Below are 22,778 nucleotides of genomic sequence, written 5' to 3'. Positions count from 1 at the left end.
TCACCGGTGTGTCATATACCGAGACAGGATCATCCGCATGTCGGGACCAGCTGCCGTTCCGGCAGCTCCGCGGGGGGTCTGCGGACACCCCGCGCGGGCCGCCCTTCTGCGGATCGGACCACCTGTCTCACGATCCGGCCAGGGAGACGTCCGTACCACCCAGTTCCAGATGGACGCCGGCCTCGTCGGAGGCAAGCCCCGTCAGCCGCAGCCCGGACGGCAGGCCGCCGTCGAGGCGGCGGTCGAAGTCGGTCTTGCGGCGCACCGCGCCCTCGATGCCGGGGATGCCCTCGCCGGGCACCTCGTCGGCCCGGACGCGCACGAGCTTGCCGCCGCCGTCGCCTCCGGCGTCCACGAGGCTGACGGAGGAGACCACGCTCCGCGTGAAGGTCCGGCCCAGCAGCTCCACGGAGGCGGTCACCTTCACCTTGTCCCGCGCCCCGCCGTACGCGAGCTGCACCCCGGTCTGCGAGGCCCGCGTCAGGTCCGGGTAGGTGATCAGCGCCGATCCCTCGGCGCTCTTCGCGGTGCCGCCGCCGTAGTCCCCGTCGACCTTCACGCCGCGGAAGGACGCGTCCAGCTCCGACAGGCGCGTCTTGCGGCCGTCGGCGAGGGCGTCGACCCCGGTCACCCGTACGTCGACCCGGTCGAACTCGCGGCTCAGCGCCTGGGTGAGGAAGGGGAAGCCGTGGATCTCGACCTCCGCGGTGCCCGCCAGTCCCTGCCGGGCCCGTATTCGGTCGGCCAGCCGGTCCTCGGCGTAGCCGGCCGCGAACCGGTCGGCGGCCACGAACAGGCCGCCCAGCACCACTGCGACGAACACGACGACACGCAGGACGCGCACGTGCCTCTCCCCCCTGTAGACCCGGTACGTGCCCCCCAGTTGACCACGCCGGGGCGCCGCGGGGCCGGTACCGGGCCCCGGGCGGCCCGGCGCGCCGTCAGCCGACCACCCGCCCCAGCAGGTAGACGGCCGGGGCAGCCGCCGCCAGCGGCAGCGCCACGCCGGCGGTCATGTGGACGAACTTCGACGGGTAGTCGTACGCCGCCACGCGCAGCCCGATCAGCGCGCACACCCCGGCGGCCAGGCCCAGCAGCGCGCCGCCGGCCCCGAGGGAGGTCAGCGCGCCGACGGCGATGCCGGAGCCGGCGGCCGCGGCCAGCGAGACGCCGACCGAGGGCGCGGGCGGCAGGGGCAGCGCGCGGACGAACACGGCGACGGCCACGGCGACCGCGCCGACCGACACCGCGGCCGACCCGGCGGCCAGGAAGCCGGCGCACATGATGGCGAGGGCCGCGGAGGCCACCGAGGCCATCAGGCCGTACATCCGCTCGTCGGGGTCGGCGGCGCTGCGCAGCTGGAGGACCAGCGTGAGCAGCACCCACACGCCGAGGGTCCCGATGATCGCGCCGGGGCCGTGGACGGCATCGACCGCGAGCACGGCGGCGTCCGCGGCGAGCGCGCCGAGGAAGGCGAGGGCGATGCCCTGGCGGGCGGGCCACATGCCGTTCAGGCGGAACCACCCGGCGGCCGTGAGCCCCTGGAGGACGGCGAGCGGGAGGAGCAGCGCGAGGTCGCCGAAGGGGGCGGCCGCGGCGAGCAGCAGGCCGAGCGCGGCGGTCAGCAGGGCCGACTGCGGTCCCGGGTCGATGATCGGCGAGAGGCCCTCGGCGCGGGCCTGTACGGGGTCGACGGCGCGCATCGTGTTGCCGCCGAGGGTGGGCGGCGAGTACGCGGTCCCGGCGGCCGGCGGCTGCGGCTCGCCCGGCTGCCCGGCGGAGGTGTCCGGCTGCTCCGCGGCCTGGGCGGGGGCGGCGGTCTGCGGGGGCAGGTAGGCGGTGGCCTCGGCCCAGCTCTCGGCGAGCGGCGCGGCCGCGGCGGGGCCGGCCGCGGCCTCCTCGCGGAACCAGCCGTCGGAGCCGCCGGCGCCCTCCCGCACGGGCGGCAGGTACGCCGTCTCGGCGGCCGCGGCATCGCGCACGGGCGGCAGGTACGCCGTCTCGGCGGCAGCCTCGGCACCCTGCACCGGCGGCGGGAAGGACGCCCCGGGAGCGGCAGCATCCCGTACGGGCGGCAGATAGGCGGTCTCGGCGGCATCCTGCACCGGCGGCGGGAAGGAGGCCCCGGTGGCGGCGGCGTCCCTCACGGGCGGCAGATAAGCGGTCTCGGCGGCAGCCGCGGCGCCCTGCGCCGGCGGCGGATACGGGGCCCCGGTGGCGGCAGCGCCCCGGACCGGCGGCAGGTACGCGGTCTCGGCGGCCCAGTCGTGACCCGGCGCGGCCGCGGGGGCCGGGGCGGGGGCCGCGGGGGCCGCGTCGCGGAGCCAGCCCTCCGGGGCCGCGGGCTGCGCCGGGTACTGCGGCGCGGCCTGCCCGGGGTACGGCTGCGGGTAGCCGTTCCCGGTCCACTCCGCGGCCGGGGCCGGCTGCTGCGGCGCGGCCGGGGCCTCGTCCCGGAACCATCCGTGGGGGGCGACGGGCCGTTCGGGGGCCGGCTGCCCGCCGAGCGGCGGCTGCGGCTGCGGGGCCTGCGGCTGCGGGGTCGGCTCGGGCCGCTGGACGGGCTGGTAGCCGGTGTCCCATGTCGGCGCCTGCCACGTCTGGGTGCCGTACGGGTCGGCCTCCGGAGCCGGCTGCTGCCCCGCCCCGTACTGCCCCGGGTCCTGCGGCTGGGGGTCCTGCTGCGGCTGCTGGTACTGCGGGTACGACTGGTGCTGCTGCTGGGGGTGCTGCTGCCCGTACTGCCGGCGCTGCTGTTCCTCGGGAGTGCTCATCGTCTTCCGCTCACCCGCCCGCGAACGGCGGGAGCACCTCGACGGTGCCCCCCTCGGTCAGCAGGACGGCGTCGTGCGGGCGCTTGCCCACCGGCTCGTCGTTCACGAGGAAGGAGCAGCGCAGCAGCACCCGGGGCAGCTCCCCGGGATGCCGTTCGCGCACTGCGTCGAGCGCCTCGGCCAGTGTCCGCGCCGAGTACGGCTCCTCCGCCGTCCCGGACGCGGCCTTGGCCGCCGCCCAGTAGCGGATGGTTCCGGTTGCCACTGCAGCTCCTATCGTCGGCTGTCTACCGTCGGCCTCCATGATGGCCCCTCCCGCCCGCTGCTCCGGCGCGCCCGCGCGCGCCCCGCGCGCGCACCGGCGGCCCCCGCCGGCCGTGCCATACGTCCCCCGAACCGCCGAAACCGGGGCATAGGCTGGTTCCGCAGGGTGGCACGGACCACAGAAGCGGAGTCGGCGAAGCCTCTGCCCGCCGCCCGACGGTGGGCTATTCTGCTGGCGAAGGATCCGGGCAATGCAGCCCCCGGGTCCTTTTGTGCTTTCGGCACGTTGAACGGGCCGGGAACAGTGGCACCCGTGCGGGCCCCGGGGCGCGCAGCCCGGGCGGCCGCCGCACGCACACCGCGCACCACGTACGAAGCAGTACCGCGAAAGTCCTCGACGGGACCGAGGAGGAACCGACGTGACGGACCAGCGAACCGTGCACCACCGACCGACCCGGGCAGGGGGTCGGGCATGAGCTCCCTCCTGCTGCTGACGAACGCCCTCCAGCCGTCCACCGAGGTGCTGCCGGCCCTGGGCCTGCTGCTGCACAACGTGCGCGTCGCCCCGGCCGAGGGGCCCGCCCTGGTCGACACCCCGGGGGCCGACGTCATCCTCGTCGACGGCCGCCGCGACCTCCCGCAGGTCCGCTCGCTGTGCCAGCTGCTGCGCTCCACCGGGCCCGGCTGCCCGCTGATCCTCGTCGTCACCGAGGGCGGCCTCGCGGCCGTCACCGCCGACTGGGGCATCGACGACGTCCTCCTCGACACCGCCGGCCCCGCCGAGGTCGAGGCGCGGCTGCGGCTGGCCACCGGCCGCGCGCAGCTCGGCTCCGACGACTCCCCCATGGAGATCCGCAACGGCGACCTGTCGGTCGACGAGGCCACCTACTCCGCGAAGCTGAAGGGCCGGGTCCTGGACCTCACCTTCAAGGAGTTCGAGCTGCTGAAGTACCTGGCGCAGCACCCGGGCCGCGTCTTCACCCGCGCCCAGCTCCTCCAGGAGGTGTGGGGGTACGACTACTTCGGAGGCACCCGGACGGTGGACGTGCACGTACGGCGGCTGCGTGCGAAACTCGGTCCCGAGCACGAGTCGCTGATCGGCACCGTCCGCAACGTCGGGTACCGGTTCGTCACGCCGGAGAAGGCCGAACGGGCCGCCGCGGAGGCCGCGGCGCAGACCGCCGCGCCGCTTCCGGCGGAGGCCCGGTGAGGCCCTCCCCGTATGGAGGAACCTCCTGTGACCGACCGGTCCGCAGGACGGCCTGCCCAGAGGTAGGTCACCCCGCGTAGACTCCCGGGCGTGGCCAAGGTGACGCGGGATGACGTGGCGCGACTTGCGGGTACTTCAACCGCCGTCGTGAGCTACGTCATCAACAACGGACCCCGGCCGGTCGCCCCGGCCACGCGCGAGCGTGTCCTCGCCGCGATCAAGGAGCTGGGCTACCGCCCGGACCGGGTCGCCCAGGCGATGGCGTCGCGGCGCACCGACCTCATAGGCATGATCGTCCCCGACGCGCGCCAGCCGTTCTTCGCGGAGATGGCTCACGCGGTCGAGCAGGCCGCCGCCGAGCGCGGAAAGATGGTGCTCGTCGGGAACTCGGACTACCGGGACGAGCGGGAGGTCCACTACCTGCGGGCCTTCCTCGGCATGCGGGTCTCCGGGCTGATCCTCGTCAGCCAGGGCATGAGCGAGCGGGCCGCCTCCGAGATCGAGGCGTGGGACGCGCGGGTCGTGCTGCTGCACGAGCGGCCCGAGGCCATCGACGACGTCGCGGTCGTCACCGACGACATCGGCGGCGCCCAGCTCGCCACCCGCCACCTCCTGGAGCACGGGCACGCGTACGTCGCCTGCATCGGCGGCATCGAGAACACCCCGTCGGTGGGCGACCCGGTCGCCGACCACGTCGAGGGCTGGCGCCGGGCCATGCTCGAGTCCGGCCGGTCCGTCGAGGGCCGCCTCTTCGAGGCCCCGTACAACCGCTACGACGCCTACCGGGTCGCTCTGGAGGTCCTCTCCGGCCCGAACCGGCCGCCGGCGATCTTCTGCGCCACCGACGACCAGGCGATCGGCGTGCTGCGCGCCGCCCGCGAGCTGCGCATCGACGTGCCCGGCGAGCTGGCCGTGGCCGGCTTCGACGACGTGAAGGAGGCGGCGCTCACCGATCCGCCGCTGACCACGGTCGCCTCGGACCGCCCGGCGATGGCACGGGCCGCCGTCGACCTCGTCCTCGACGACGGGCTGCGGGTCGCGGGCTCGCGGCGGGAGCGGCTGAAGCAGTTCCCGTCCGCGCTGGTCGTCCGCCGCTCCTGCGGCTGCTCCTGACGCTTATATCGGGCATACAAGGTTCTGTCGGGCTTCTCAGCCGGAACTCAGGAAGCTCTCATGATCCGCGGGGAGAGTCGGTGCCATGACCGACAGCTTCCGCCGCGAAGGCGAGTACCCGCAGGAGAACCGCCCGTACCCGAGCGCGCCCCTCGACGGGGCCTACGCGCCGCCCGGCGGGGCCGCCGAGCCGGCGCCCGGCTGGTACGAAGCGCACCGGCCCCCGGTCATCCGCGGCGAGACGGTCCCGCCCGCCGCCCCCGCGTACGCCCCGCCCGGGTACGCCCCTCCCGCACCGCCGACCCCTCCCGTCCCTCCGGCCCCGTACGCCGCCGACGCGCTGCCGGATCCCGGAGCGGACGGCCCGGCCGACCCGGCCCGCGCGCCCCGCGCCAGGCGGCCCGCGGTGCTGCTGGCGGCCGTGGCGCTCGCCGCGGCGGTCGTCGGCGGGGCCACCACCGCGGGCGTGCAGCAGCTGCTCGCCGAGCGGGCCGGGCTGCCCGGCACCGGCTTCCCCGGCACGAACGTCTCGCAGTCCACCAGCGGCACGGTCGCCGGCGTCGCCGAGCAGGTCGGCCCGTCCGTCGTGCGGATCGACACGCGCACCGGCTCCGGGCAGGGCACCGGCTCCGGGGTGATCATCAGCGCGGACGGCGAGGTCGTCACCAACAACCACGTCATCAGCGGCGCCTCAGAGATCCAGGTCACCCTCAGCAACGGCAGGAAGCTCGCCGCGAAGACCGTCGGCACCGACCCCGACAAGGACCTCGCCCTGATCAGGATCGAGGGCGCGACCGGCCTGAAGCCGGCCCGGCTCGGCAACTCCGACGGCCTCAAGGTCGGCGACGAGGTGGTCGCCATCGGCTCCCCCGACCGCCTGACCGGCACCGTCACCAGCGGCATCGTCTCCGCCCTGAACCGCGAGGTGAACGTCCCGAAGTCCGAACAGGCCCCGCAGCGGCAGCAGCGCGGTGACGGCGGCTGGCCGTTCTCCTTCGACGGCCGCCAGTTCAACGGGAACACCGGCACGAACACGACCTCGTACAAGGCCATCCAGACGGACGCCTCCCTCAACCCCGGCAACTCCGGCGGCGCCCTCGTCGACATGAACGGCGCGATCGTCGGCATGCCGTCGGCGATCTACTCGCCGGCGAGCGACAGCTCCGCCGCCGGCAGCGTCGGCCTCGGCTTCGCGATCCCCGTCAACACGATCAAGGCCGACCTGCCCTCCCTGCGCCAGGGCGGCAGCGGCACCGCGGGAGGCTCCGGCACCGCCTTCTAGTGCTGTGGCCGGGAAGGTTTGCCGGGTCGCGGTGTCCGGTGCGGTGCATCGCAAGGCGGAGGGCCGCGGCGCGTACTGGGCGTACGTGCTCGGTCCGACAACGCGGCGAGGCGCCGTGCCGGGCGCCGTGACCCGGTGAGCCTTCCCGGTCACAGCACTAGCCGTGGCCCCCGCCGCCCTGCGGCCCCCGTGCGAGGCTGGTAGCGCCGCGGCCGCGACCGCCGGGGCCACCGACCCGCCGACCACCCCTGGGGGCCACGAGATGATTCCCGCCGAAGGCGAACCGCAGCGCATCCTCGTCGTCGACGACGAGCCGGCCGTGCGGGAGGCCCTGCGCCGCAGCCTCGCCTTCGAGGGCTACACCGCGCAGACCGCCGTCGACGGCCTCGACGCCCTCGACAAGGCGGCCGCCTGCACCCCCGACCTGATCGTCCTGGACATCCAGATGCCCCGCATGGACGGCCTGACCGCCGCCCGCCGGCTGCGCGCCGCCGGGAACACCACCCCGATCCTGATGCTGACCGCCCGCGACACCGTCGGCGACCGGGTCACCGGCCTCGACGCGGGCGCCGACGACTACCTCGTCAAGCCGTTCGAGCTGGACGAGCTGTTCGCCCGGGTCCGCGCCCTGCTGAGGCGCAGCGCGTACGCGGCCGCGAACGGCGCGGGCAGCGCGGCCCCGTCCGGGGACGCCCTGTCCTTCGAGGACCTGCGCATGGACCCCGCCACCCGCGAGGTCACCCGGGCCGGCCGGCCCGTGGAGCTGACCCGCACCGAGTTCACGCTGCTGGAGATGTTCCTCAACCACCCCCGGCAGGTCCTGACCCGCGAGCAGATCCTCAAGACCGTGTGGGGCTTCGACTTCGAACCGAGCTCCAACTCCCTGGACGTGTACGTGATGTACCTGCGCCGCAAGACCGAGGCGGGCGGGGAGCCCCGCCTCGTCCACACCGTGCGCGGAGTCGGCTACGTGCTGCGCGCCCCCGGATCGGGAGACGGAGGGGGAACGGAGTGAGCCCCGCCTCCCGGTTCCGCCGGCTGCCGCTGCGCTCGCGGCTCGCGCTGCTCGTCGCGGTCGCCGTGGCGGTGGCCGTCGCCGCCGTCGCCGCCGTGTCGTGGGTGATGGTGCGCACGCAGCTGCGCGAGCAGCTCGACCGTTCGCTGATGGCGACCAACCCCTCGCGGGAGGTCGTGCGGATCCTCGACGGCGGCATCTGCGCGACCGGACCCGCCCGCCCCTCCCAGGACATCGCCGGGAACCTCAACGCGACCGTGCAGATCGTCCTGGCGAGCGGCGCGCACTGCTGGGTCGCCGGCCGCACCGACCTGCCCGTCACGCAGGCCGACCGGGAGGTCGCCGCCGCCCGCCGGCCGAACGTCCTGCACGACGCGGTCACCGCCGACGGCCACCGGATGCGCGTCTACACCCTCCAGGCGCAGGCGGGCCCCGACACCAAGGTGTTCGCCATCTCGATCGCGAAACCGCTCGCCGACATCGACAAGCCGCTGTCCACCCTGACATGGGTCCTGGTGCTGGTGTCCGGGATCGGTGTCGTCGGCGCCGGAGCGGCCGGGCTGTGGGTGGCCCGGACCGGGCTGCGCCCCGTCGACGAGCTGACGGGGGCCGTCGAGCACATCGCCCGCACCGAGGACCTGACCGTGCGGATCCCCGACGAGGGCGAGGACGAGATCGCCCGCCTGTCGCGGTCGTTCAACTCCATGACGGCGGCGCTCGCCTCCTCCCGGGAGCGCCAGTCCCGCCTGATCGCCGACGCCGGCCACGAACTGCGCACCCCGCTGACCTCGCTGCGGACCAACGTCGAACTGCTGGCGCGCAGCGAGGAGACCGGCCGCGCCATCCCCGCCGAGGACCGCCGCGAGCTGCTCGCCTCGGTGAAGGCGCAGACCGCCGAGCTGGCCGCACTGATCGGCGACCTCCAGGAGCTGTCCCGGACGGACGCGGGCCCCCCGGCCCGGCTGGAGGTGGTGGCCCTGCACGAGGTGGCGGGCAGCGCCCTGGCCCGGGCCCGGCTGCGGGGCCCCGAGCTGCACTTCGAGGCCGCCCTGGAGTCCTGGTACGTGCGCGGGGAGGCGGCCGCCCTGGAGCGGGCGGTGGTGAACCTGCTGGACAACGCGGTGAAGTTCAGCCCGCCGGGCGGCCGCGTGGAGGTGTCGCTGCGGGCGGGCGCGCTGACCGTACGGGACCACGGGCCCGGCATCCCGCCGGAGGACCTCCCGCACGTCTTCGACCGGTTCTGGCGCTCGCCGTCCGCGCGGGCGCTGCCCGGCAGCGGGCTGGGCCTGTCCATCGTGGCGCGGACGGCGCAGCGCGCCGGCGGCACCGCGCAGCTGCGGCCCCCGGCGGACGGCGGGCCCGGCACGGAGGCGGTGCTGCGCATCCCCGGTGCGCCGACCCCTCCTCCGGCGGCGGCCCCGCAGGCGGCGGGCCGTCCGCCAGTCGTGCCGGATCAGTGATCCCACCGGGCCGGGGGCGCGGGTTCACCCCGTACGGCAGCCGCATCCACCACCCGCCGGCAGCCGCCGCCCCGGTGCGAACCCCCGTTCTGCGCCCGGCAGTCGGACGGGCGGCGGAAAGGCCGCGAGGGGGCGGCGGGCCGGATGGCCCGCCGCCCCCTCGGGCGTGCGGTGCGGCGGACGCCCCCGGCGCCCGCGCGCCCTACTTCACGACGGTGATGCGGTTCGCCGCCGGCGGGGCGATCGGGCTCGCCGCCGACGACTTCGCCAGGTAGGCGTTGAAGGCGTCCAGGTCGGAGACGCCGACCAGCCTGTTCTTGTGCTCCTTCAGCACGCCGAAGCCGTCGCCGCCGCCCGCGAGGAACTCGTTCATCACGACGCGGTAGGTCTTCGCCGGGTCGAGCGGCTCACCGTTCAGCCTCACCGAGTCCACGACGATCCGGTCGGCGCCCGACTTCGTCATGTCCAGGGTGTACGTGAAGCCCTTCGAGACCTGGAGGATCTTCGGGTTGGCCCCGTTGAGCGGGCCGCTGACCTGCTGCTGGAGCGCGGTGATCAGCTGCGCGCCGGTCAGGTCCACCACGTTCAGCATGTTGTTGAACGGCTGGACCGTGTAGGACTCGCCGTAGGTGACGACGCCGTCGCCCTCCTCGCCCGCGGCCTTGAACGCCAGGTCCGAGCGGATGCCGCCCGGGTTCATCAGGGCCAGCTGCGCGCCGCCCTTGTCCGCGGCGGCCGTGGCCTCCAGCTGCGCGTCCGCGATCAGGTCGCCGAGCGGCTTCTCCGGCGCGTCCAGGCCGCGGCCCGGGATGTCGCCCGCGATGTAGCCCATCGGGCGGTTCGCGATCGGGGCGGCGAGGGTCTGCCAGCGGGTGATCAGCTCGGTCATGTCCGGGGCCTTGGCGACGTCCCGGGTGACGACCTTGTTGACCGGCACCGGCGAGGAGACGGCCGTGCGGACGATGTCCTTGGTCTTGAGGTCGTACTTCAGCGTGGTCTCGGTGAACAGCCGGCCGAGCGACGCCGCCGAGGTGACCGTGCGCGGGTTGCCCGCCGGGTCCGGGATGTTGCAGGCGTACGCCTGGTGCGTGTGGCCCGTGACCAGCGCGTCGACCTTCGCGTCCACGTTCTTCGCGATGTCGACGATCGCACCGGAGATCCCGGCGCCGGCGCCCGGCACGTTGCAGTCGTAGTTGTAGGCGCCGCTCGCGGGCAGGCCGCCCTCGTGGATCAGCGCGACGATCGACTTCACGCCCTGCTTGTTCAGCTCGGCCGCGTACTTGTTGATCGTCTCGACCTCGTCCTGGAACTTCAGGCCCTTGACGCCCTCGGCCGTCACGACGTCCGGCGTGCCCTCCAGGGTGACGCCGATGAAGCCGATCTTCACGTCCCCCTTCTTCCACACGAAGGTGGGGGACATCATCGGACGCTTGGTCTTCTCGTCCGTCACGTTCGCCGCGAGGTACGGGAACTCGGAGCCGGTGAACTCCTTGCCCATCTCGTAGCAGCCCTCGTCCGGGTGGCAGCCGCCGTACACCATGCGGCGCAGCTCGGCGCGGCCCTCGTCGAACTCGTGGTTGCCGACGCTGGTGACGTCCAGGTCGAGCTTGTTGAGCGCCTCGATGGTCGGCTCGTCGTGGAAGAGGCCGGACAGCATCGGGCTGCCGCCGATCATGTCGCCCGCCGCCGCGGTGACGGAGTACTTGTGGCCCTTGCGGGCCTCGCGCAGGCTGGTCGCCAGGTACTCGACACCGCCGGCCGGGACGGCCTTGGTCGTGCCGTCGGCCTGACGCTCGGTCACGGTGCCCGAGGAGCCCTGCGGGGCCTCCAGCGTGCCGTGGAAGTCGTTGAACGACAGCAGCTGCACGTCGACGGTGCGGTCCTTGGCCGCACCGGCGGCGCCGGCCGGCAGGGCGGCGGCGACCATGGCGCCGGAAGCGGCCGTGACGGCCACGGCGGTGAGGGTCAAGCGGCGGTTGCGCCGGTGCCGTTGTGGCGTCGCTGACATTTCGTCCCCTTATGAACAGCGGCGAATCTTGGGAGGTCGGGGCGCAGCCTAAGGTCAACGCGCGTAGCACCAACAGGGGTGGGCGGTATCTCGCTCGTCACACACGCCCGCGCCGCCCCGGACGGCGGATACCGGCCACGACCCCGCGCCGCCCCCGCCGGCGCGCCAGCGCCGGCGGCCCCCGCCGCCGTACGCTCGGAGCATGACTGACGACGCAGCAGCGGCCCTGGAACCGGGTCGCCGGATCGAGACCCTCGACGAACTGACGGCAGAGCAGGCCGACGCCGTGGTCGGCCTCATCGAGGACGCGGCCCTCACGGACGGCACCACCGCCGTCTCCGAGCAGGGCCGGCTCCAGCTGCGCGGCGGACCCCGCGAGGGCATCCGCCACTTCCTGCTCACCGAGAAGGGGCGGCTCGCCGCCTACGGCCAACTCGAGGACACCGACCCGGTGGAGGCGCCCGCCGCCGAACTCGTCGTCCACCCCGCGCTCCGCGGCCGCGGCCACGGCCGGGCGCTGGGCCAGGCCCTCCTCGCCGCGTCGGGCAAACGCATCCGGGTGTGGGCACACGGGGGCAAGTCGGCTGCGCGGCACCTCGCCCAGGTCCTCGGCCTGACCCTCTTCCGCGAGCTGCGCCAGCTGCGCCGCCCGCTCGGCGCCGGCTCGCCGCCGCTGCCCGAGCCGGTCCTGCCCGCCGGGGTCACCGTCCGCACCTTCGTCCCCGGCAAGGACGACGCCGCCTGGCTCGCGGCGAACGCCGCCGCCTTCGCCCACCACCCCGAGCAGGGCTCGCTCACCCAGCGCGACCTCGACGACCGCATCGCCCAGCCGTGGTTCGACCCGGAGGGCTTCTTCCTCGCCGAACGCGAGGGGGAGCTCGTCGGCTTCCACTGGACGAAGGTCCACGCCGCCGAGCAGCTCGGCGAGGTGTACGTCGTCGGCGTGCTGCCCGGCGCCCAGGGCGGCGGGCTCGGCAAGGCACTGACCGCGATCGGCCTGCACCACCTCGCCGCCGCCGGCCTGCCCGCCGCGATGCTGTACGTCGATGCCGACAACCCGGCGGCCCTCGCCGTGTACGAGGGCCTCGGCTTCAGCACGCACGAGGTCGACCTCATGTACCGCACCGAGAGCTGAGCGCGGCCCGCACGGCGCCGCCGCACCGCCGCACCGCCTCCGTCCGGGGCCCCGGGTCCGCCCGGTGCTCCGGACGGGTGCATTCCGGAGCGAATCCGGCGTACGCACACCCCTGCGGACCCCGGCCGCCATGCCCCGTTCACCGGTACTTAAGACACGCTTGCGAACCTCCCCGCATGCAGTCCCGACTCCGGTCCACACCGCCCCCCTCCGACGCGCCTGACCTGGCGTGCGCGCGGAAGAATGGAGTCATGAGCCACCAGCCCGGCGCAGGCCCCACCGAGGTCCCCGCCCAGCACCCGTCGCACCCGTCCGCCGCGGCACCCGCAGGGCCGCCCGCCGTGCCCGCGCGGCTCGGCTCCATCGCCGCGCACCGCCCGCGCGCCGGACTCGAACCCGATCTCGGCCCCGACATCGACGGCGACCTCGACTCCTACGAGGAGAAGGACGGCGGCGAGCTGCCCGCCGACCGGTTCCTCGACCGGGAGCGCAGCTGGCTGGCCTTCAACGAGCGGGTCCTGGAGCTGGCCGAGGACCCGGCGACCCCGCTGCTGGAGCGGGCGAACTTCCTGGCCATCTTCGCCGGAAACCTCGACGAGTTCTTCATGGTCCGCGTCGCCGGCCTCAAGCGCCGCATCGCCACCGGCGTCGCCACCCGGTCCGCCTCCGGCCTCCAGCCCCGCGAGGTCCTCGACCTGATCTGGACGCGCTCGCGCGAGCTCATGGCCCGGCACGCGGCCTGCTTCCAGCACGACGTCGCCCCCCAGCTCGCCGAGGAGGGCATCCACCTCATCCGGTGGCCGGACCTCGCCGAGAAGGAGCAGGCCCGCCTCTTCACCCTGTTCCGCAACCAGATCTTCCCCGTGCTGACCCCGCTGGCCGTGGACCCCGCGCACCCGTTCCCGTACATCTCGGGCCTGTCGCTGAACCTGGCCGTCGTCGTCCGCAACCCCGTCAGCGGGCACCGGCACTTCGCCCGCGTCAAGGTGCCGCCGCTGCTGCCCCGCTTCCTGGAGGCCTCCCCGCAGCGCTACGTCCCGCTGGAGGACGTCATCGCCGCGCACCTGGAGGAGCTGTTCCCCGGCATGGAGGTGCTCGCGCACCACATGTTCCGCGTCACCCGCAACGAGGACCTGGAGGTCGAGGAGGACGACGCGGAGAACCTGCTCCAGGCCCTGGAGAAGGAGCTCATGCGGCGCCGCTTCGGCCCGCCCGTCCGCCTGGAGGTCGAGGAGTCCATCGACCCCGGCGTGCTGGACCTCCTCGTGCAGGAGCTGAACATCTCCGCCGCCGAGGTCTACCCGCTGCCCGGCCCGCTGGACCTGACCGGCCTCTTCGGGATCGCCTCCCTGGACCGGCCCGAGCTGAAGTACCGCAAGTTCGTCGCCGGCACCCACCGGGACCTCTCCGAGGTGGAGTCCGCGTCCGCGCCGGACATCTTCGCCGCGCTGCGCGAGCGGGACGTCCTGCTGCACCACCCGTACGACTCCTTCTCCACCTCCGTCCAGGCCTTCCTGGAGCAGGCGGCCGCGGACCCCGACGTCCTCGCCATCAAGCAGACGCTGTACCGCACCTCCGGCGACTCGCCCATCGTCGACGCCCTGATCGACGCGGCCGAGTCCGGCAAGCAGGTCCTCGTCCTCGTCGAGATCAAGGCCCGCTTCGACGAGCAGGCCAACATCAAGTGGGCGCGGAAGCTGGAGGAGGCCGGCTGCCACGTCGTCTACGGCCTCGTCGGCCTGAAGACCCACTGCAAGCTCTCGCTCGTCGTCCGCCAGGAGGGCGAGACCCTGCGCCGCTACTCGCACGTCGGCACCGGCAACTACCACCCCAAGACGGCCCGCCTGTACGAGGACCTCGGCCTGCTCACCGCAGACCCGCAGGTCGGCGCGGACCTCTCCGACCTCTTCAACCGGCTCTCCGGCTACTCCCGCCGCGAGACCTACCGCCGGCTCCTCGTCGCCCCCCGCTCCCTGCGCGACGGGCTGATCTCCCGCATCGACAAGGAGACCGCACACCACCGGGCCGGCCGGCCCGCGTACGTGCGGATCAAGGTGAACTCCATCGTCGACGAGGCCCTCATCGACGCCCTCTACCGGGCCTCCCGGGCCGGGGTCCCCGTCGACATCTGGGTCCGCGGCATCTGCGCCGTCCGCCCCGGCGTCGAGGGGCTCTCGGAGAACATCCGGGTCCGCTCCGTCCTCGGCCGCTTCCTGGAGCACTCCCGGGTCTTCGCCTTCGGCAACGGCGGCGAACCCGAGGTGTGGATCGGCAGCGCCGACATGATGCACCGCAACCTCGACCGCCGCATCGAGGCGCTGGTCCGCGTCGCCGACCCCGCGCACCGCTCCGCCCTGGACCGGCTGCTGGAGACCGGCATGTCCGACTCCACCTCCTCCTGGCACCTCGGCCCGGACGGCGAGTGGACCCGGCACAGCACCGACCCCGAGGGCCAGCCGCTGCGGCACGTCCAGGAGATGCTCATAGACGCCCGGAGGCGCCGGCGTGGCTCTGCCAAACCCTGACCCGACGGCCTGCCACGGCAGCGGGGCCCGCGCGGGCGACGTGCTCGGCGCGTACCTGCGGGCCCAGGCCACCGGCTTCCTGCGCGCCCTGCGCCTGCACGCCGAAGCCGCGGGATCCGCCACCGCGGGCGGAGCCTCCGCGGCCGGCGCCGCCGAGGCGGCGCGCGGCCTGCGGGGGGCCGCGCGCCGGATCGCCGGATCCCTGGCCACCTTCCGCCCGGCCACCGACACCGCGTGGGCGGACGGCCTGCGCGGCGAGCTGGCCTGGCTGTCCTCGGTGCTGGCCGACGAGCACGCGTCCGCCGCCCTGCCGATCCGGCTCCTGGACGCCCTGCAACGGCTCTCCGGCTCCGCCGCCGAGCGGCCCGGCGCCGGCGCGGGCGGCCTCGCCGCGGGCCCGGCGCGGGCGGCCGCGCTGCTGGAGCGGCAGCTGGCGCCGGCCCGGACCCGCGCCCATGCGGCGGCCCTGCAGGCGATGGGCTCGTCCCGGTTCCACGCCGTCGCGGACGCGGTCGCCGTCCTGGCCTCCGAGGTGCCGCTGGACCCGGTCGCCGCCCGGGGACGCGCCGCGGACGTCCTCCTCCCGCTGGCCGAGGTGCCCCGGGCCCGGCTCGCCGCGGCCGTCGCCGCCCTGCCGCCGGCCGCGCAGGCACCGCCGTACGACGCCGGACACGACGGCTCCTGGCAGGAGGTGCGCCGCCTGCTGCGCGTCCACCGCTACGCGCGCGAGGCGCTGGGCGAGGACGTGGCCCGGCTGGCCGAGGCGGGCGGAGCCCTCGCCCGCCACGGGGACGCCGCGGCGGCGGCGGCCGCCTCGGCGGCCGCCGCCCGCACCCCGCGCATCGCCCCGGCGACGGCGTACGCCCTGGGGGTCCTGCACGCCGACCAGCGCCACGAGGCGGAGGCAGCCCGCCGTGCCTTCCACGGCGTCTGGCACCCCGCCCCGGCCCCCGCCTGACCGCCGCCGGCGGCGGAGGGTCGATTTCCGGCCAGATGCGCCGCGCCGCGGAAGCTGCCGCACGCCGTGGCGCAGGCTCCGCACCCGGCCGTTCGGCGAGGTTCACCTCCCGTTCATTCCCTCCCGTTGATGGCTTCACCTGATCTGCCTAATTTCGGTAGTGCGCCCAGCGCGCCGCTGGCCGAATCCAGCGGCCCCCTGCCCACAGACGTAGTCCTCTTCGCACGCCGCCCCGATACCGAAAGCGGCCGGCGGCTTCTGGAAGGAACACCCGAAAGTGAAGCTTCAGCGCAAGAACATGCTTCGTGCCTCCGCCCTCGGCGCGCTTGTCGTGTCCGGCGCCCTGGTCCTCACGGCGTGCGGCTCGGACGACAACACGGGCACCGGCGGGAACGCCAGCGGCAAGCCGTCGGCCGCCGCGGGCGACATCAAGTGCGACGGTGCGCAGGGCAAGCTGCTCGCGTCCGGCTCCTCCGCCCAGAAGAACGCGATGGACCTGTGGGTCAAGAACTACATGGCCGCCTGCTCCGGCGTGGAGGTCAACTACAAGTCGTCCTCCTCCGGCGAGGGCATCGTCGCCTTCAACCAGGGCAGCGTCGGCTTCGCCGGCTCCGACTCGGCGCTCAAGCCGGAGCAGGTCGAGGAGTCCAAGAAGGTCTGCACGGGCGGCCAGGCGATCAACCTGCCGATGGTCGGCGGCCCGGTCGCCATCGGCTACAACCTCTCCGGCGTCGACAAGCTCGTCCTCGACGCCCCCACGATCGCCAACATCTTCAACGACAAGATCAAGAAGTGGGACGACGAGGCGATCAAGAAGCTGAACCCCGGCGTCGCCCTGCCGTCCACGGCGATCCAGCACTTCCACCGCTCCGAGGACTCCGGCACCACCGAGAACCTCGGCAAGTACCTGAAGGCCGCCGCCCCCGACGCCTGGACCTACGACGCCGCCAAGAAGTGGCCCGCCCCCGGCGGCCTCGGCGCCTCCGGCTCCTCCGGCGTCGCCACCCAGGTCAAGCAGGTCGACGGCGCCATCGGCTACTTCGAGCTGTCCTACGCCACCTCCCAGAACATCAAGACGGTCGACCTGAACACCGGCGCCGCCGCCCCGGTCAAGGCCTCCGCCGACAGCGCCTCCAAGGCCATCGCCGCCGCCAAGGTCGTCGGCACCGGCTCCGACCTCGCCCTCAAGCTCGACTACACCACCAAGGCCGAGGGCGCCTACCCGATCGTCCTGGTGACCTACGAGGTCGTCTGCGACAAGGGCAACAAGGCCGAGACCCTGCCGACCGTGAAGTCCTTCCTCGGCTACACCGCCTCCGACGCCGGCCAGAAGCTCCTCTCCGAGCACGGCTACGCCCCGATCCCCGCCGAGATCAACAGCAAGGTCCGCGAGGTCGTCAACTCGCTGTCCTGACCCCCCGAGCCCCGGAGCACCGGGCCGGCCCGCACCACAGGCCGGCCCGGGCCCGAGGCCCCTCCCCCCGCCCGCGGGGGGATCCGGTGCACCGCCGCCAGGGGGCGCGTCCCCCGTCCAGACCGGAAAGACCATGGCTACCACCACACCCACCCAGACAGACACGCCACCGCCTGTCTCCGTGAGCGGGAAGACCGCCGGCCGCGCCGGTGACGCGGTCTTCTCCGGGCTCTCCAAGGGCTCCGGGATCCTGCTCCTGACGATCATGGCGTCGATCGCCGTCTTCCTCACCTACCGGGCCGCCATAGCCCTGTCGAAGAACGAGGGCAACTTCCTCACCACCTTCGACTGGGACGCCTCCGCGAACCCGCCCGTCTTCGGCATCGCCGTCCTGCTCTTCGGCACCGTCGTCAGCTCGGTCATCGCGATGGCCATCGCCGTCCCGATCGCCGTCGGCATCGCCCTCTTCATCTCGCACTACGCGCCGCGGAAGCTGGCCGCCCCGCTCGGCTACGTCGTCGACCTGCTGGCCGCGGTGCCGTCGATCATCTACGGCATCTGGGGCGCGCTCTTCCTCGTCCCGCAGCTCGCCGGGCTCAACCTCTGGCTCGACGAGTACCTCGGCTGGACCTACGTCTTCGACAAGTCCCAGCCCGGCGTCGCCCGCTCGCTCTTCACCGTCGGCATCCTGCTCGCGATCATGATCCTGCCGATCGTGACCAGCGTCAGCCGCGAGGTCTTCCTCCAGGTCCCGCGCATGAACGAGGAGGCCGCCCTGGCCCTCGGCGCGACCCGCTGGGAGGTCATCCGGATGGCCGTCCTCCCCTTCGGCCGCTCCGGCGTCATCTCCGCCTCCATGCTCGGCCTCGGCCGCGCCCTCGGCGAGACCATGGCCGTCGCCACCGTCCTCTCCCCGAGCTTCCTGATCTCCGGGCACCTCCTCGACCCGGGCGGCGGCACCTTCGCCCAGAACATCGCCGCCAAGTTCGACGAGGCGAACGAGTTCGGCCGCGACGCCCTCATCGCCTCCGGCCTGGTCCTCTTCCTCCTCACCCTGCTGGTCAACGGCGCCGCTCGCATGATCATCGCGCGCCGCAAGGAGTACTCGGGGGCGAACGCCTGATGAGCCACGCAATCCAGGACCAGCGCCCCGTCCGGGCCCCCGGCTCCCGCTCCCGCGGCAGCCTCACCCGGGGCGGCCTGCCCCGCTGGGCGCCCGCCGCCACCGCCGTCCTCTCCGTCCTGCTCGGCTGCGCCGCCGGCCTCGCCCTCGGCCTGGAGAGCAGGGTCCAGTGGGGCCTGATCTCCGCGCTCCTCTTCATCGCCGCCACCTTCGTCTCCAGCGCGGTCGTCGAGAACACCCGCCAGGCCAAGGACCGCGTCGCGACCTCCGTGATCTGGGTCTGCTTCCTCCTCGCCGTCGTCCCGCTCGTCTCGCTGCTCTGGACCACCCTGAGCCGCGGCATGAAGGTCCTGACCGGCCACTTCCTGACCCACTCCATGAACGGCGTGACCGGCTTCGAACCGGGCGGCGGCGTCTACCACGCCCTCCTCGGCACCATCGAGCAGGTCGCCCTCGCCACCCTGATCGCCGCCCCGATCGGCCTGCTCACCGCGGTCTACCTCGTCGAGTACGGCAAGGGCCGGCTCGCCCAGGCCGTCACCTTCTTCGTCGACGTCATGACCGGCATCCCGTCCATCGTCGCCGGCCTGTTCATCCTGACGACCTGGAACCTGATGCTCGGCTTCGGCCCCTCCGGCTTCGCCGGCGCGATGGCCCTGTCGATCCTGATGATGCCCGTCGTGGTCCGCTCCACGGAGGAGATGCTCAAGCTCGTCCCGAACGAGCTGCGCGAGGCCGCGCTCGCCCTCGGCGTGCCGAAGTGGCGCGTGATCCTCAAGGTCGTCCTCCCGACCGCCGTCGGCGGCATCTCCACCGGCCTGATGCTGGCCGTGGCCCGCATCGCCGGCGAGACCGCCCCGATCATGCTGCTGGTCTTCGGCTCCCAGCTGATCAACGGCAACCCCTTCGAAGGCGCCCAGTCCTCGCTCCCCCTGTACATCTGGGAGCAGTACAAGGTCGGCAGCGACGCCTCCTACGACCGGGCATGGGCCGCAGCGCTCGTCCTGATCGCCTTCGTCATGATCCTCAACCTGGTGGCCCGCGGCATCGCCCGCTGGAAGGCCCCGAAGACCGGTCGCTGAGCGACCGCACGAAAGCGAAGTGACCCTCATGGCCAAGCGAATCGACGTCAGCGGCCTCTCCGCCTTCTACGGCACCCACAAGGCCATCGACGACATCTCGATGACCGTGGAGCCGCACTCCGTGACCGCCTTCATCGGCCCCTCCGGCTGCGGCAAGTCCACTTTCCTGCGCACCCTGAACCGGATGCACGAGGTCACCCCCGGCGGCCGCGTCGAGGGCAAGGTGCTCCTGGACGACGAGGACCTCTACGGCCCCGGCGTCGACCCGGTCGCCGTCCGCCGCACGGTCGGCATGGTCTTCCAGCGCCCCAACCCCTTCCCCACCATGTCGATCTTCGAGAACGTGGCGGCGGGCCTGCGCCTGAACGGCGGCCACCGCCGCCAGGACCTGTCCGACATCGTCGAGCGGTCCCTGCGCGGCGCCAACCTGTGGAACGAGGTCAAGGACCGGCTGAACAAGCCGGGCTCCGGCCTCTCCGGCGGCCAGCAGCAGCGCCTGTGCATCGCCCGCGCCATCGCGGTCGAGCCGGAGGTCCTGCTGATGGACGAGCCCTGCTCGGCCCTCGACCCGATCTCCACCCTCGCCATCGAGGACCTGATCGGGCAGCTGAAGGAGCGCTTCACGATCGTCATCGTGACGCACAACATGCAGCAGGCGGCCCGCGTCTCGGACCGCACCGCGTTCTTCAACCTCGCGGCGGTCGGCCAGCCGGGCAAGCTGGTCGAGATCGACGACACGAACCGCATCTTCTCCAACCCGTCCGTCCAGGCGACCGAGGACTACATCTCGGGCCGCTTCGGCTGAGCCGCCCTGCGGTGCTGCATGGCGGTGCCACCGCACGGCGAAGGGCCGGCTCCCCTCGGGTGGGGGGAGCCGGCCCTTTCACGTCTCCGAGCCCGGGGGGCCCGTACCGCCGGCTAGCCGACGGCCAGGCTGACGAGCCAGAAGCACACCGCCGCCGCGAGCGCCGCGGCCGGCATGGTGATGAACCAGCCCAGGATGATGTTCTTGGCGACGCCCCAGCGGACCGCGTTGACCCGCTTGGTCGCCCCCACGCCCATGATCGCCGAGGTGATCACGTGGGTCGTGGAGATCGGCGCGTGGAACATGTACGAGGCCGTGTACATGATCGAGGCGCCGGTGGTCTCCGCCGCGAAGCCCTGCGGCGGGTCCAGCTCGATGATCTTGCGGCCGAGGGTCCGCATGATCCGCCAGCCGCCCGCGTACGTACCCAGCGACAGCATGACCGCACACGCGATCTTGACCCACACGGGGATGGGCGCGCCCGCCTCCTCGACGTCGGCGATGACCAGGGCCATCACCACGATGCCCATCGTCTTCTGCGCGTCCTGGAGGCCGTGGCCGAGCGCCATGGCGGCAGCCGAGACGGTCTGCGCGATGCGGAATCCCCGCTTGGCCTTGTGCGGGTTGGACCGCCGGAAGATCCACATGATCGCGACCATCACCAGGTAGCCGGCGACCAGGCCGACCAGCGGCGAGAGGAACATCGGGATGACGACCTTCTCGACCACGCCGGACCAGATGACCCCGATCCCGCCGGCCAGCGCCGCGCCCACCATGCCGCCGAAGAGGGCGTGCGAGGAGGAGGACGGCAGGCCGAAGTACCAGGTGACCAGGTTCCAGGCGATCGCCCCGACGAGCGCGGCGAAGAGGATCCACATCCCCGTGGCGCCCTGAGGGGTCTCGATGAGCCCCTCGCTGACGGTCTTGGCGACGCCGCTGCCCAGGAAGGCGCCGGCGAGGTTCATCACCGCGGCCATCGCGAGGGCGGCCCGCGGGGTCAGCGCCCGGGTCGAGACCGAGGTCGCGATCGCGTTCGCCGAGTCGTGGAACCCGTTGGTGTACGTGAAGCCGAGCGCGACACAGATGGTCACGATCAGAGCGAAGGTGTCCACGGGGTTCAGGACTCCTTGACCGCGATGGTCTCCACCGTGTTCGCGACGTGCTCGAACGCGTCGGCCGCCTCTTCGAGCACGTCGACGATCTGCTTGAGCTTGAGCACCTCGATGGCGTCGTACTTGCCGTTGAAGAGCTGTGCGAGCAGCTTCCGGTGGATCTGGTCGGCCTGGTTCTCCAGGCGGTTGACCTCGATCCAGTACTCGGTCAGGTTGTCCATGGTCCGCAGGTGGGGCATGGCCTCGGCGGTCAGCTCGGCCGCCCGCGCCAGGACCTCGATCTGCTGCTCGACGCCCTTGGGGAGTTCCTCGATGTTGTAGAGGACGACCAGGTCGACGGCCTCCTCCATGAAGTCCATGATGTCGTCGAGCGACGAGGCCAGGGAGTAGATGTCCTCGCGGTCGAACGGCGTGATGAAGGAGGAGTTCAGCTGGTGGAAGATCGCGTGGGTGGCGTCGTCCCCCGCGTGCTCGGCCGCCCGCATGCGCTCCGCGATCTCGGCCCGGGCGGGTGGCTCCGCTCCGAGCAGTTCCATCAGGAGCTTGGAGCCCGTGACGATGTTGTCCGCGGATGCGGCGAACATGTCGTAGAAGCTCGTCTCCCTGGGGGTCAGACGAAATCGCACGTGTGGTCCTCGGGGTGCATCGGATTCGGTCACCTGATGCTAGGCGCTCGCTCCTGCCACGGCTAACCCGCCGTTCTCCGTGTCCTCCATCAGGCAGAGTGGGCCCGCGGGCCCCTCCCCGCGGCCGCGAAGCCCGGTATTCTATACCCATCGGGGGTATCCCCCGGTCTCGTCGCGGACCACATTGGAGGACCCATGACGGCCATCGAGGCGGAGAGCTCCGGATGCGGCGCCGACACCGCGGCGGCCCCCGAGGGGCACGCCGTGCACGGGTACCACCACCGCAAGGACGAGCACCTGAAGAGGCTGCGCCGGATCGAGGGGCAGATCCGCGGCCTCCAGCGCCTCGTCGACGAGGACGTCTACTGCATCGACATACTCACCCAGGTCTCGGCGAGCACGAAGGCCCTCCAGTCCTTCGCCCTCCAGCTCCTGGAGGAGCACCTGCGGCACTGCGTGGCCGACGCGGCCGTCAAGGGCGGGGACGAGATCGACGCCAAGGTCGAGGAGGCCACGAAGGCGATCGCCCGGCTGCTGCGCACCTGACGGCGGCGGCCGGCCGAGCGGCACCCCGGGGCGGCGCGGCCTACAGTCCGAGGCCCATCAGGACCTCGTCGATCCGGTCCTGGCTGAGCCGCTCCTCCTCGGCGGCGGACGCGGCGATGATCAGCTCGCCGCACAGCTCGATCTCGGCCAGCGCCACGTGGTCCTGCACCGTCGCACCGCACACGGGGGTCACGCGTCTCACCTCGATCTGCCGCCATCGGACATCGGTCTGCGATGCGTTCCAGCGTAGGGAGGCACCCGCGGTGTGCGCATGACACGTATGGACCATTTCCGGATACCCCGCCATGACCCGAAGGCATGGCACC

General features: G+C 73.2%; 20 protein-coding genes. 13 read left to right on the top strand and 7 right to left on the bottom strand.

What is annotated here, in order from left to right; all coding sequences use genetic code 11:
- Nucleotides 1–127 precede the first annotated feature (127 nt).
- The 3 genes from ACZ462_RS16160 to ACZ462_RS16150 form a co-directional block, all read right to left on the bottom strand.
- Nucleotides 128–844 carry an LmeA family phospholipid-binding protein gene (locus tag ACZ462_RS16160; RefSeq protein ID WP_467807848.1) on the bottom strand — a complete coding sequence of 239 codons (717 nt, stop codon included), beginning with the start codon at nucleotides 842–844 and terminating at the stop codon, nucleotides 128–130.
- Between the two features lie 97 nt (nucleotides 845–941).
- Nucleotides 942–2,774, bottom strand: a complete 1,833-nt coding sequence (locus tag ACZ462_RS16155; RefSeq protein ID WP_467807850.1) for a hypothetical protein — start codon at nucleotides 2,772–2,774, stop codon at nucleotides 942–944.
- Nucleotides 2,775–2,784: 10 nt separating this feature from the next.
- The gene (locus ACZ462_RS16150) at nucleotides 2,785–3,039 is read right to left on the bottom strand and encodes a MoaD/ThiS family protein (RefSeq protein ID WP_467807851.1); all 255 of its coding nucleotides are present in this window, start codon (nucleotides 3,037–3,039) and stop codon (nucleotides 2,785–2,787) included.
- Between the two features lie 471 nt (nucleotides 3,040–3,510).
- On the opposite strand from ACZ462_RS16150, the gene ACZ462_RS16145 reads away from it, so the two are divergent.
- From ACZ462_RS16145 to ACZ462_RS16125, 5 genes are all read left to right on the top strand, one after another.
- A complete protein-coding gene (locus ACZ462_RS16145) occupies nucleotides 3,511–4,248 on the top strand; it encodes a response regulator transcription factor (RefSeq protein WP_467807852.1) in 738 nt (245 codons plus the stop codon).
- Between the two features lie 90 nt (nucleotides 4,249–4,338).
- Nucleotides 4,339–5,361, top strand: a complete 1,023-nt coding sequence (locus ACZ462_RS16140) for a LacI family DNA-binding transcriptional regulator (protein WP_467807854.1) — start codon at nucleotides 4,339–4,341, stop codon at nucleotides 5,359–5,361.
- Between the two features lie 85 nt (nucleotides 5,362–5,446).
- Nucleotides 5,447–6,643, top strand: coding sequence for a S1C family serine protease (locus ACZ462_RS16135; protein WP_467807855.1), 1,197 nt, complete (start codon nucleotides 5,447–5,449; stop codon nucleotides 6,641–6,643).
- Nucleotides 6,644–6,905: 262 nt separating this feature from the next.
- Nucleotides 6,906–7,658: a response regulator transcription factor gene (locus tag ACZ462_RS16130; RefSeq protein WP_467807856.1), complete on the top strand. Its 753-nt coding sequence runs from the start codon at nucleotides 6,906–6,908 to the stop codon at nucleotides 7,656–7,658.
- A complete protein-coding gene (locus ACZ462_RS16125; protein ID WP_467807857.1) occupies nucleotides 7,655–9,118 on the top strand; it encodes an ATP-binding protein in 1,464 nt (487 codons plus the stop codon). Before ACZ462_RS16130 ends, ACZ462_RS16125 begins: the two co-directional genes overlap by 4 nt.
- A 202-nt stretch (nucleotides 9,119–9,320) precedes the next feature.
- On the opposite strand, the gene ACZ462_RS16120 is transcribed toward ACZ462_RS16125, so the two are convergent.
- Nucleotides 9,321–11,126, bottom strand: a complete 1,806-nt coding sequence (locus tag ACZ462_RS16120) for a bifunctional metallophosphatase/5'-nucleotidase (RefSeq protein ID WP_467807858.1) — start codon at nucleotides 11,124–11,126, stop codon at nucleotides 9,321–9,323.
- A 202-nt stretch (nucleotides 11,127–11,328) separates the two neighbouring features.
- Here ACZ462_RS16120 and mshD point away from each other — a divergent pair, with 202 nt between their 5' ends.
- The 7 genes from mshD to pstB all read left to right on the top strand — a co-directional run bounded on the left by mshD (nucleotide 11,329) and on the right by pstB (nucleotide 20,168).
- Entirely contained in the window at nucleotides 11,329–12,261 is a 933-nt protein-coding gene (mshD, locus tag ACZ462_RS16115) for a mycothiol synthase (protein WP_467807860.1), read from the top strand.
- Between the two features lie 251 nt (nucleotides 12,262–12,512).
- Nucleotides 12,513–14,786, top strand: a complete 2,274-nt coding sequence (locus ACZ462_RS16110) for an RNA degradosome polyphosphate kinase (RefSeq protein WP_467807861.1) — start codon at nucleotides 12,513–12,515, stop codon at nucleotides 14,784–14,786.
- The gene (locus ACZ462_RS16105; protein ID WP_467807863.1) at nucleotides 14,767–15,744 is read left to right on the top strand and encodes a CHAD domain-containing protein; all 978 of its coding nucleotides are present in this window, start codon (nucleotides 14,767–14,769) and stop codon (nucleotides 15,742–15,744) included. The genes ACZ462_RS16110 and ACZ462_RS16105 overlap by 20 nt, the downstream gene beginning before the upstream one ends.
- A gap of 277 nt (nucleotides 15,745–16,021) precedes the next feature.
- Nucleotides 16,022–17,158 carry a phosphate ABC transporter substrate-binding protein PstS gene (gene pstS, locus ACZ462_RS16100; protein WP_467807864.1) on the top strand — a complete coding sequence of 379 codons (1,137 nt, stop codon included), beginning with the start codon at nucleotides 16,022–16,024 and terminating at the stop codon, nucleotides 17,156–17,158.
- Between the two features lie 133 nt (nucleotides 17,159–17,291).
- Nucleotides 17,292–18,281 (top strand): phosphate ABC transporter permease subunit PstC, encoded by a 990-nt coding sequence (gene pstC, locus ACZ462_RS16095; protein ID WP_467807865.1) that lies wholly within the window; start codon nucleotides 17,292–17,294, stop codon nucleotides 18,279–18,281.
- On the top strand, nucleotides 18,281–19,363 hold the full coding sequence (gene pstA, locus ACZ462_RS16090) for a phosphate ABC transporter permease PstA (RefSeq protein ID WP_467807867.1): 1,083 nt from the start codon (nucleotides 18,281–18,283) through the stop codon (nucleotides 19,361–19,363). Before pstC ends, pstA begins: the two co-directional genes overlap by 1 nt.
- A gap of 28 nt (nucleotides 19,364–19,391) precedes the next feature.
- The gene (gene pstB, locus ACZ462_RS16085) at nucleotides 19,392–20,168 is read left to right on the top strand and encodes a phosphate ABC transporter ATP-binding protein PstB (protein ID WP_467807868.1); all 777 of its coding nucleotides are present in this window, start codon (nucleotides 19,392–19,394) and stop codon (nucleotides 20,166–20,168) included.
- Nucleotides 20,169–20,281: 113 nt separating this feature from the next.
- Here pstB and ACZ462_RS16080 read toward each other — a convergent pair whose 3' ends face one another.
- Both ACZ462_RS16080 and ACZ462_RS16075 read right to left on the bottom strand, forming a co-directional pair.
- The gene (locus ACZ462_RS16080; RefSeq protein WP_467807869.1) at nucleotides 20,282–21,280 is read right to left on the bottom strand and encodes an inorganic phosphate transporter; all 999 of its coding nucleotides are present in this window, start codon (nucleotides 21,278–21,280) and stop codon (nucleotides 20,282–20,284) included.
- A gap of 5 nt (nucleotides 21,281–21,285) precedes the next feature.
- Entirely contained in the window at nucleotides 21,286–21,906 is a 621-nt protein-coding gene (locus tag ACZ462_RS16075) for a DUF47 domain-containing protein (RefSeq protein ID WP_125541117.1), read from the bottom strand.
- A 195-nt stretch (nucleotides 21,907–22,101) separates the two neighbouring features.
- Between ACZ462_RS16075 and ACZ462_RS16070 the strand changes: the two genes are divergently transcribed.
- Nucleotides 22,102–22,452, top strand: a complete 351-nt coding sequence (locus tag ACZ462_RS16070; RefSeq protein ID WP_467807871.1) for a metal-sensitive transcriptional regulator — start codon at nucleotides 22,102–22,104, stop codon at nucleotides 22,450–22,452.
- Between the two features lie 40 nt (nucleotides 22,453–22,492).
- On the opposite strand, the gene ACZ462_RS16065 is transcribed toward ACZ462_RS16070, so the two are convergent.
- A complete protein-coding gene (locus tag ACZ462_RS16065) occupies nucleotides 22,493–22,645 on the bottom strand; it encodes a hypothetical protein (protein WP_467807897.1) in 153 nt (50 codons plus the stop codon).
- Nucleotides 22,646–22,778: the final 133 nt, after the last annotated feature.

The organism is Streptomyces sp. NPDC031121, assembly GCF_055570615.1.
This window is presented reverse-complemented; position numbering and strand designations above follow the sequence as displayed.

Bases quoted from the DNA above. Each gene is read 5' to 3' on its own strand.
- ACZ462_RS16155 (WP_467807850.1), bottom strand. From the start codon at position 2,774: ATGAGCACTCCCGAGGAACAGCAGCGCCGGCAGTACGGGCAGCAGCAC.
- ACZ462_RS16145 (WP_467807852.1), top strand. From the start codon at position 3,511: ATGAGCTCCCTCCTGCTGCTGACGAACGCCCTCCAGCCGTCCACCGAG.
- ACZ462_RS16135 (WP_467807855.1), top strand. From the start codon at position 5,447: ATGACCGACAGCTTCCGCCGCGAAGGCGAGTACCCGCAGGAGAACCGC.
- ACZ462_RS16130 (WP_467807856.1), top strand. From the start codon at position 6,906: ATGATTCCCGCCGAAGGCGAACCGCAGCGCATCCTCGTCGTCGACGAC.
- ACZ462_RS16120 (WP_467807858.1), bottom strand. From the start codon at position 11,126: ATGTCAGCGACGCCACAACGGCACCGGCGCAACCGCCGCTTGACCCTC.
- mshD (WP_467807860.1), top strand. From the start codon at position 11,329: ATGACTGACGACGCAGCAGCGGCCCTGGAACCGGGTCGCCGGATCGAG.
- ACZ462_RS16110 (WP_467807861.1), top strand. From the start codon at position 12,513: ATGAGCCACCAGCCCGGCGCAGGCCCCACCGAGGTCCCCGCCCAGCAC.
- pstC (WP_467807865.1), top strand. From the start codon at position 17,292: ATGGCTACCACCACACCCACCCAGACAGACACGCCACCGCCTGTCTCC.
- pstA (WP_467807867.1), top strand. From the start codon at position 18,281: ATGAGCCACGCAATCCAGGACCAGCGCCCCGTCCGGGCCCCCGGCTCC.
- pstB (WP_467807868.1), top strand. From the start codon at position 19,392: ATGGCCAAGCGAATCGACGTCAGCGGCCTCTCCGCCTTCTACGGCACC.
- ACZ462_RS16070 (WP_467807871.1), top strand. From the start codon at position 22,102: ATGACGGCCATCGAGGCGGAGAGCTCCGGATGCGGCGCCGACACCGCG.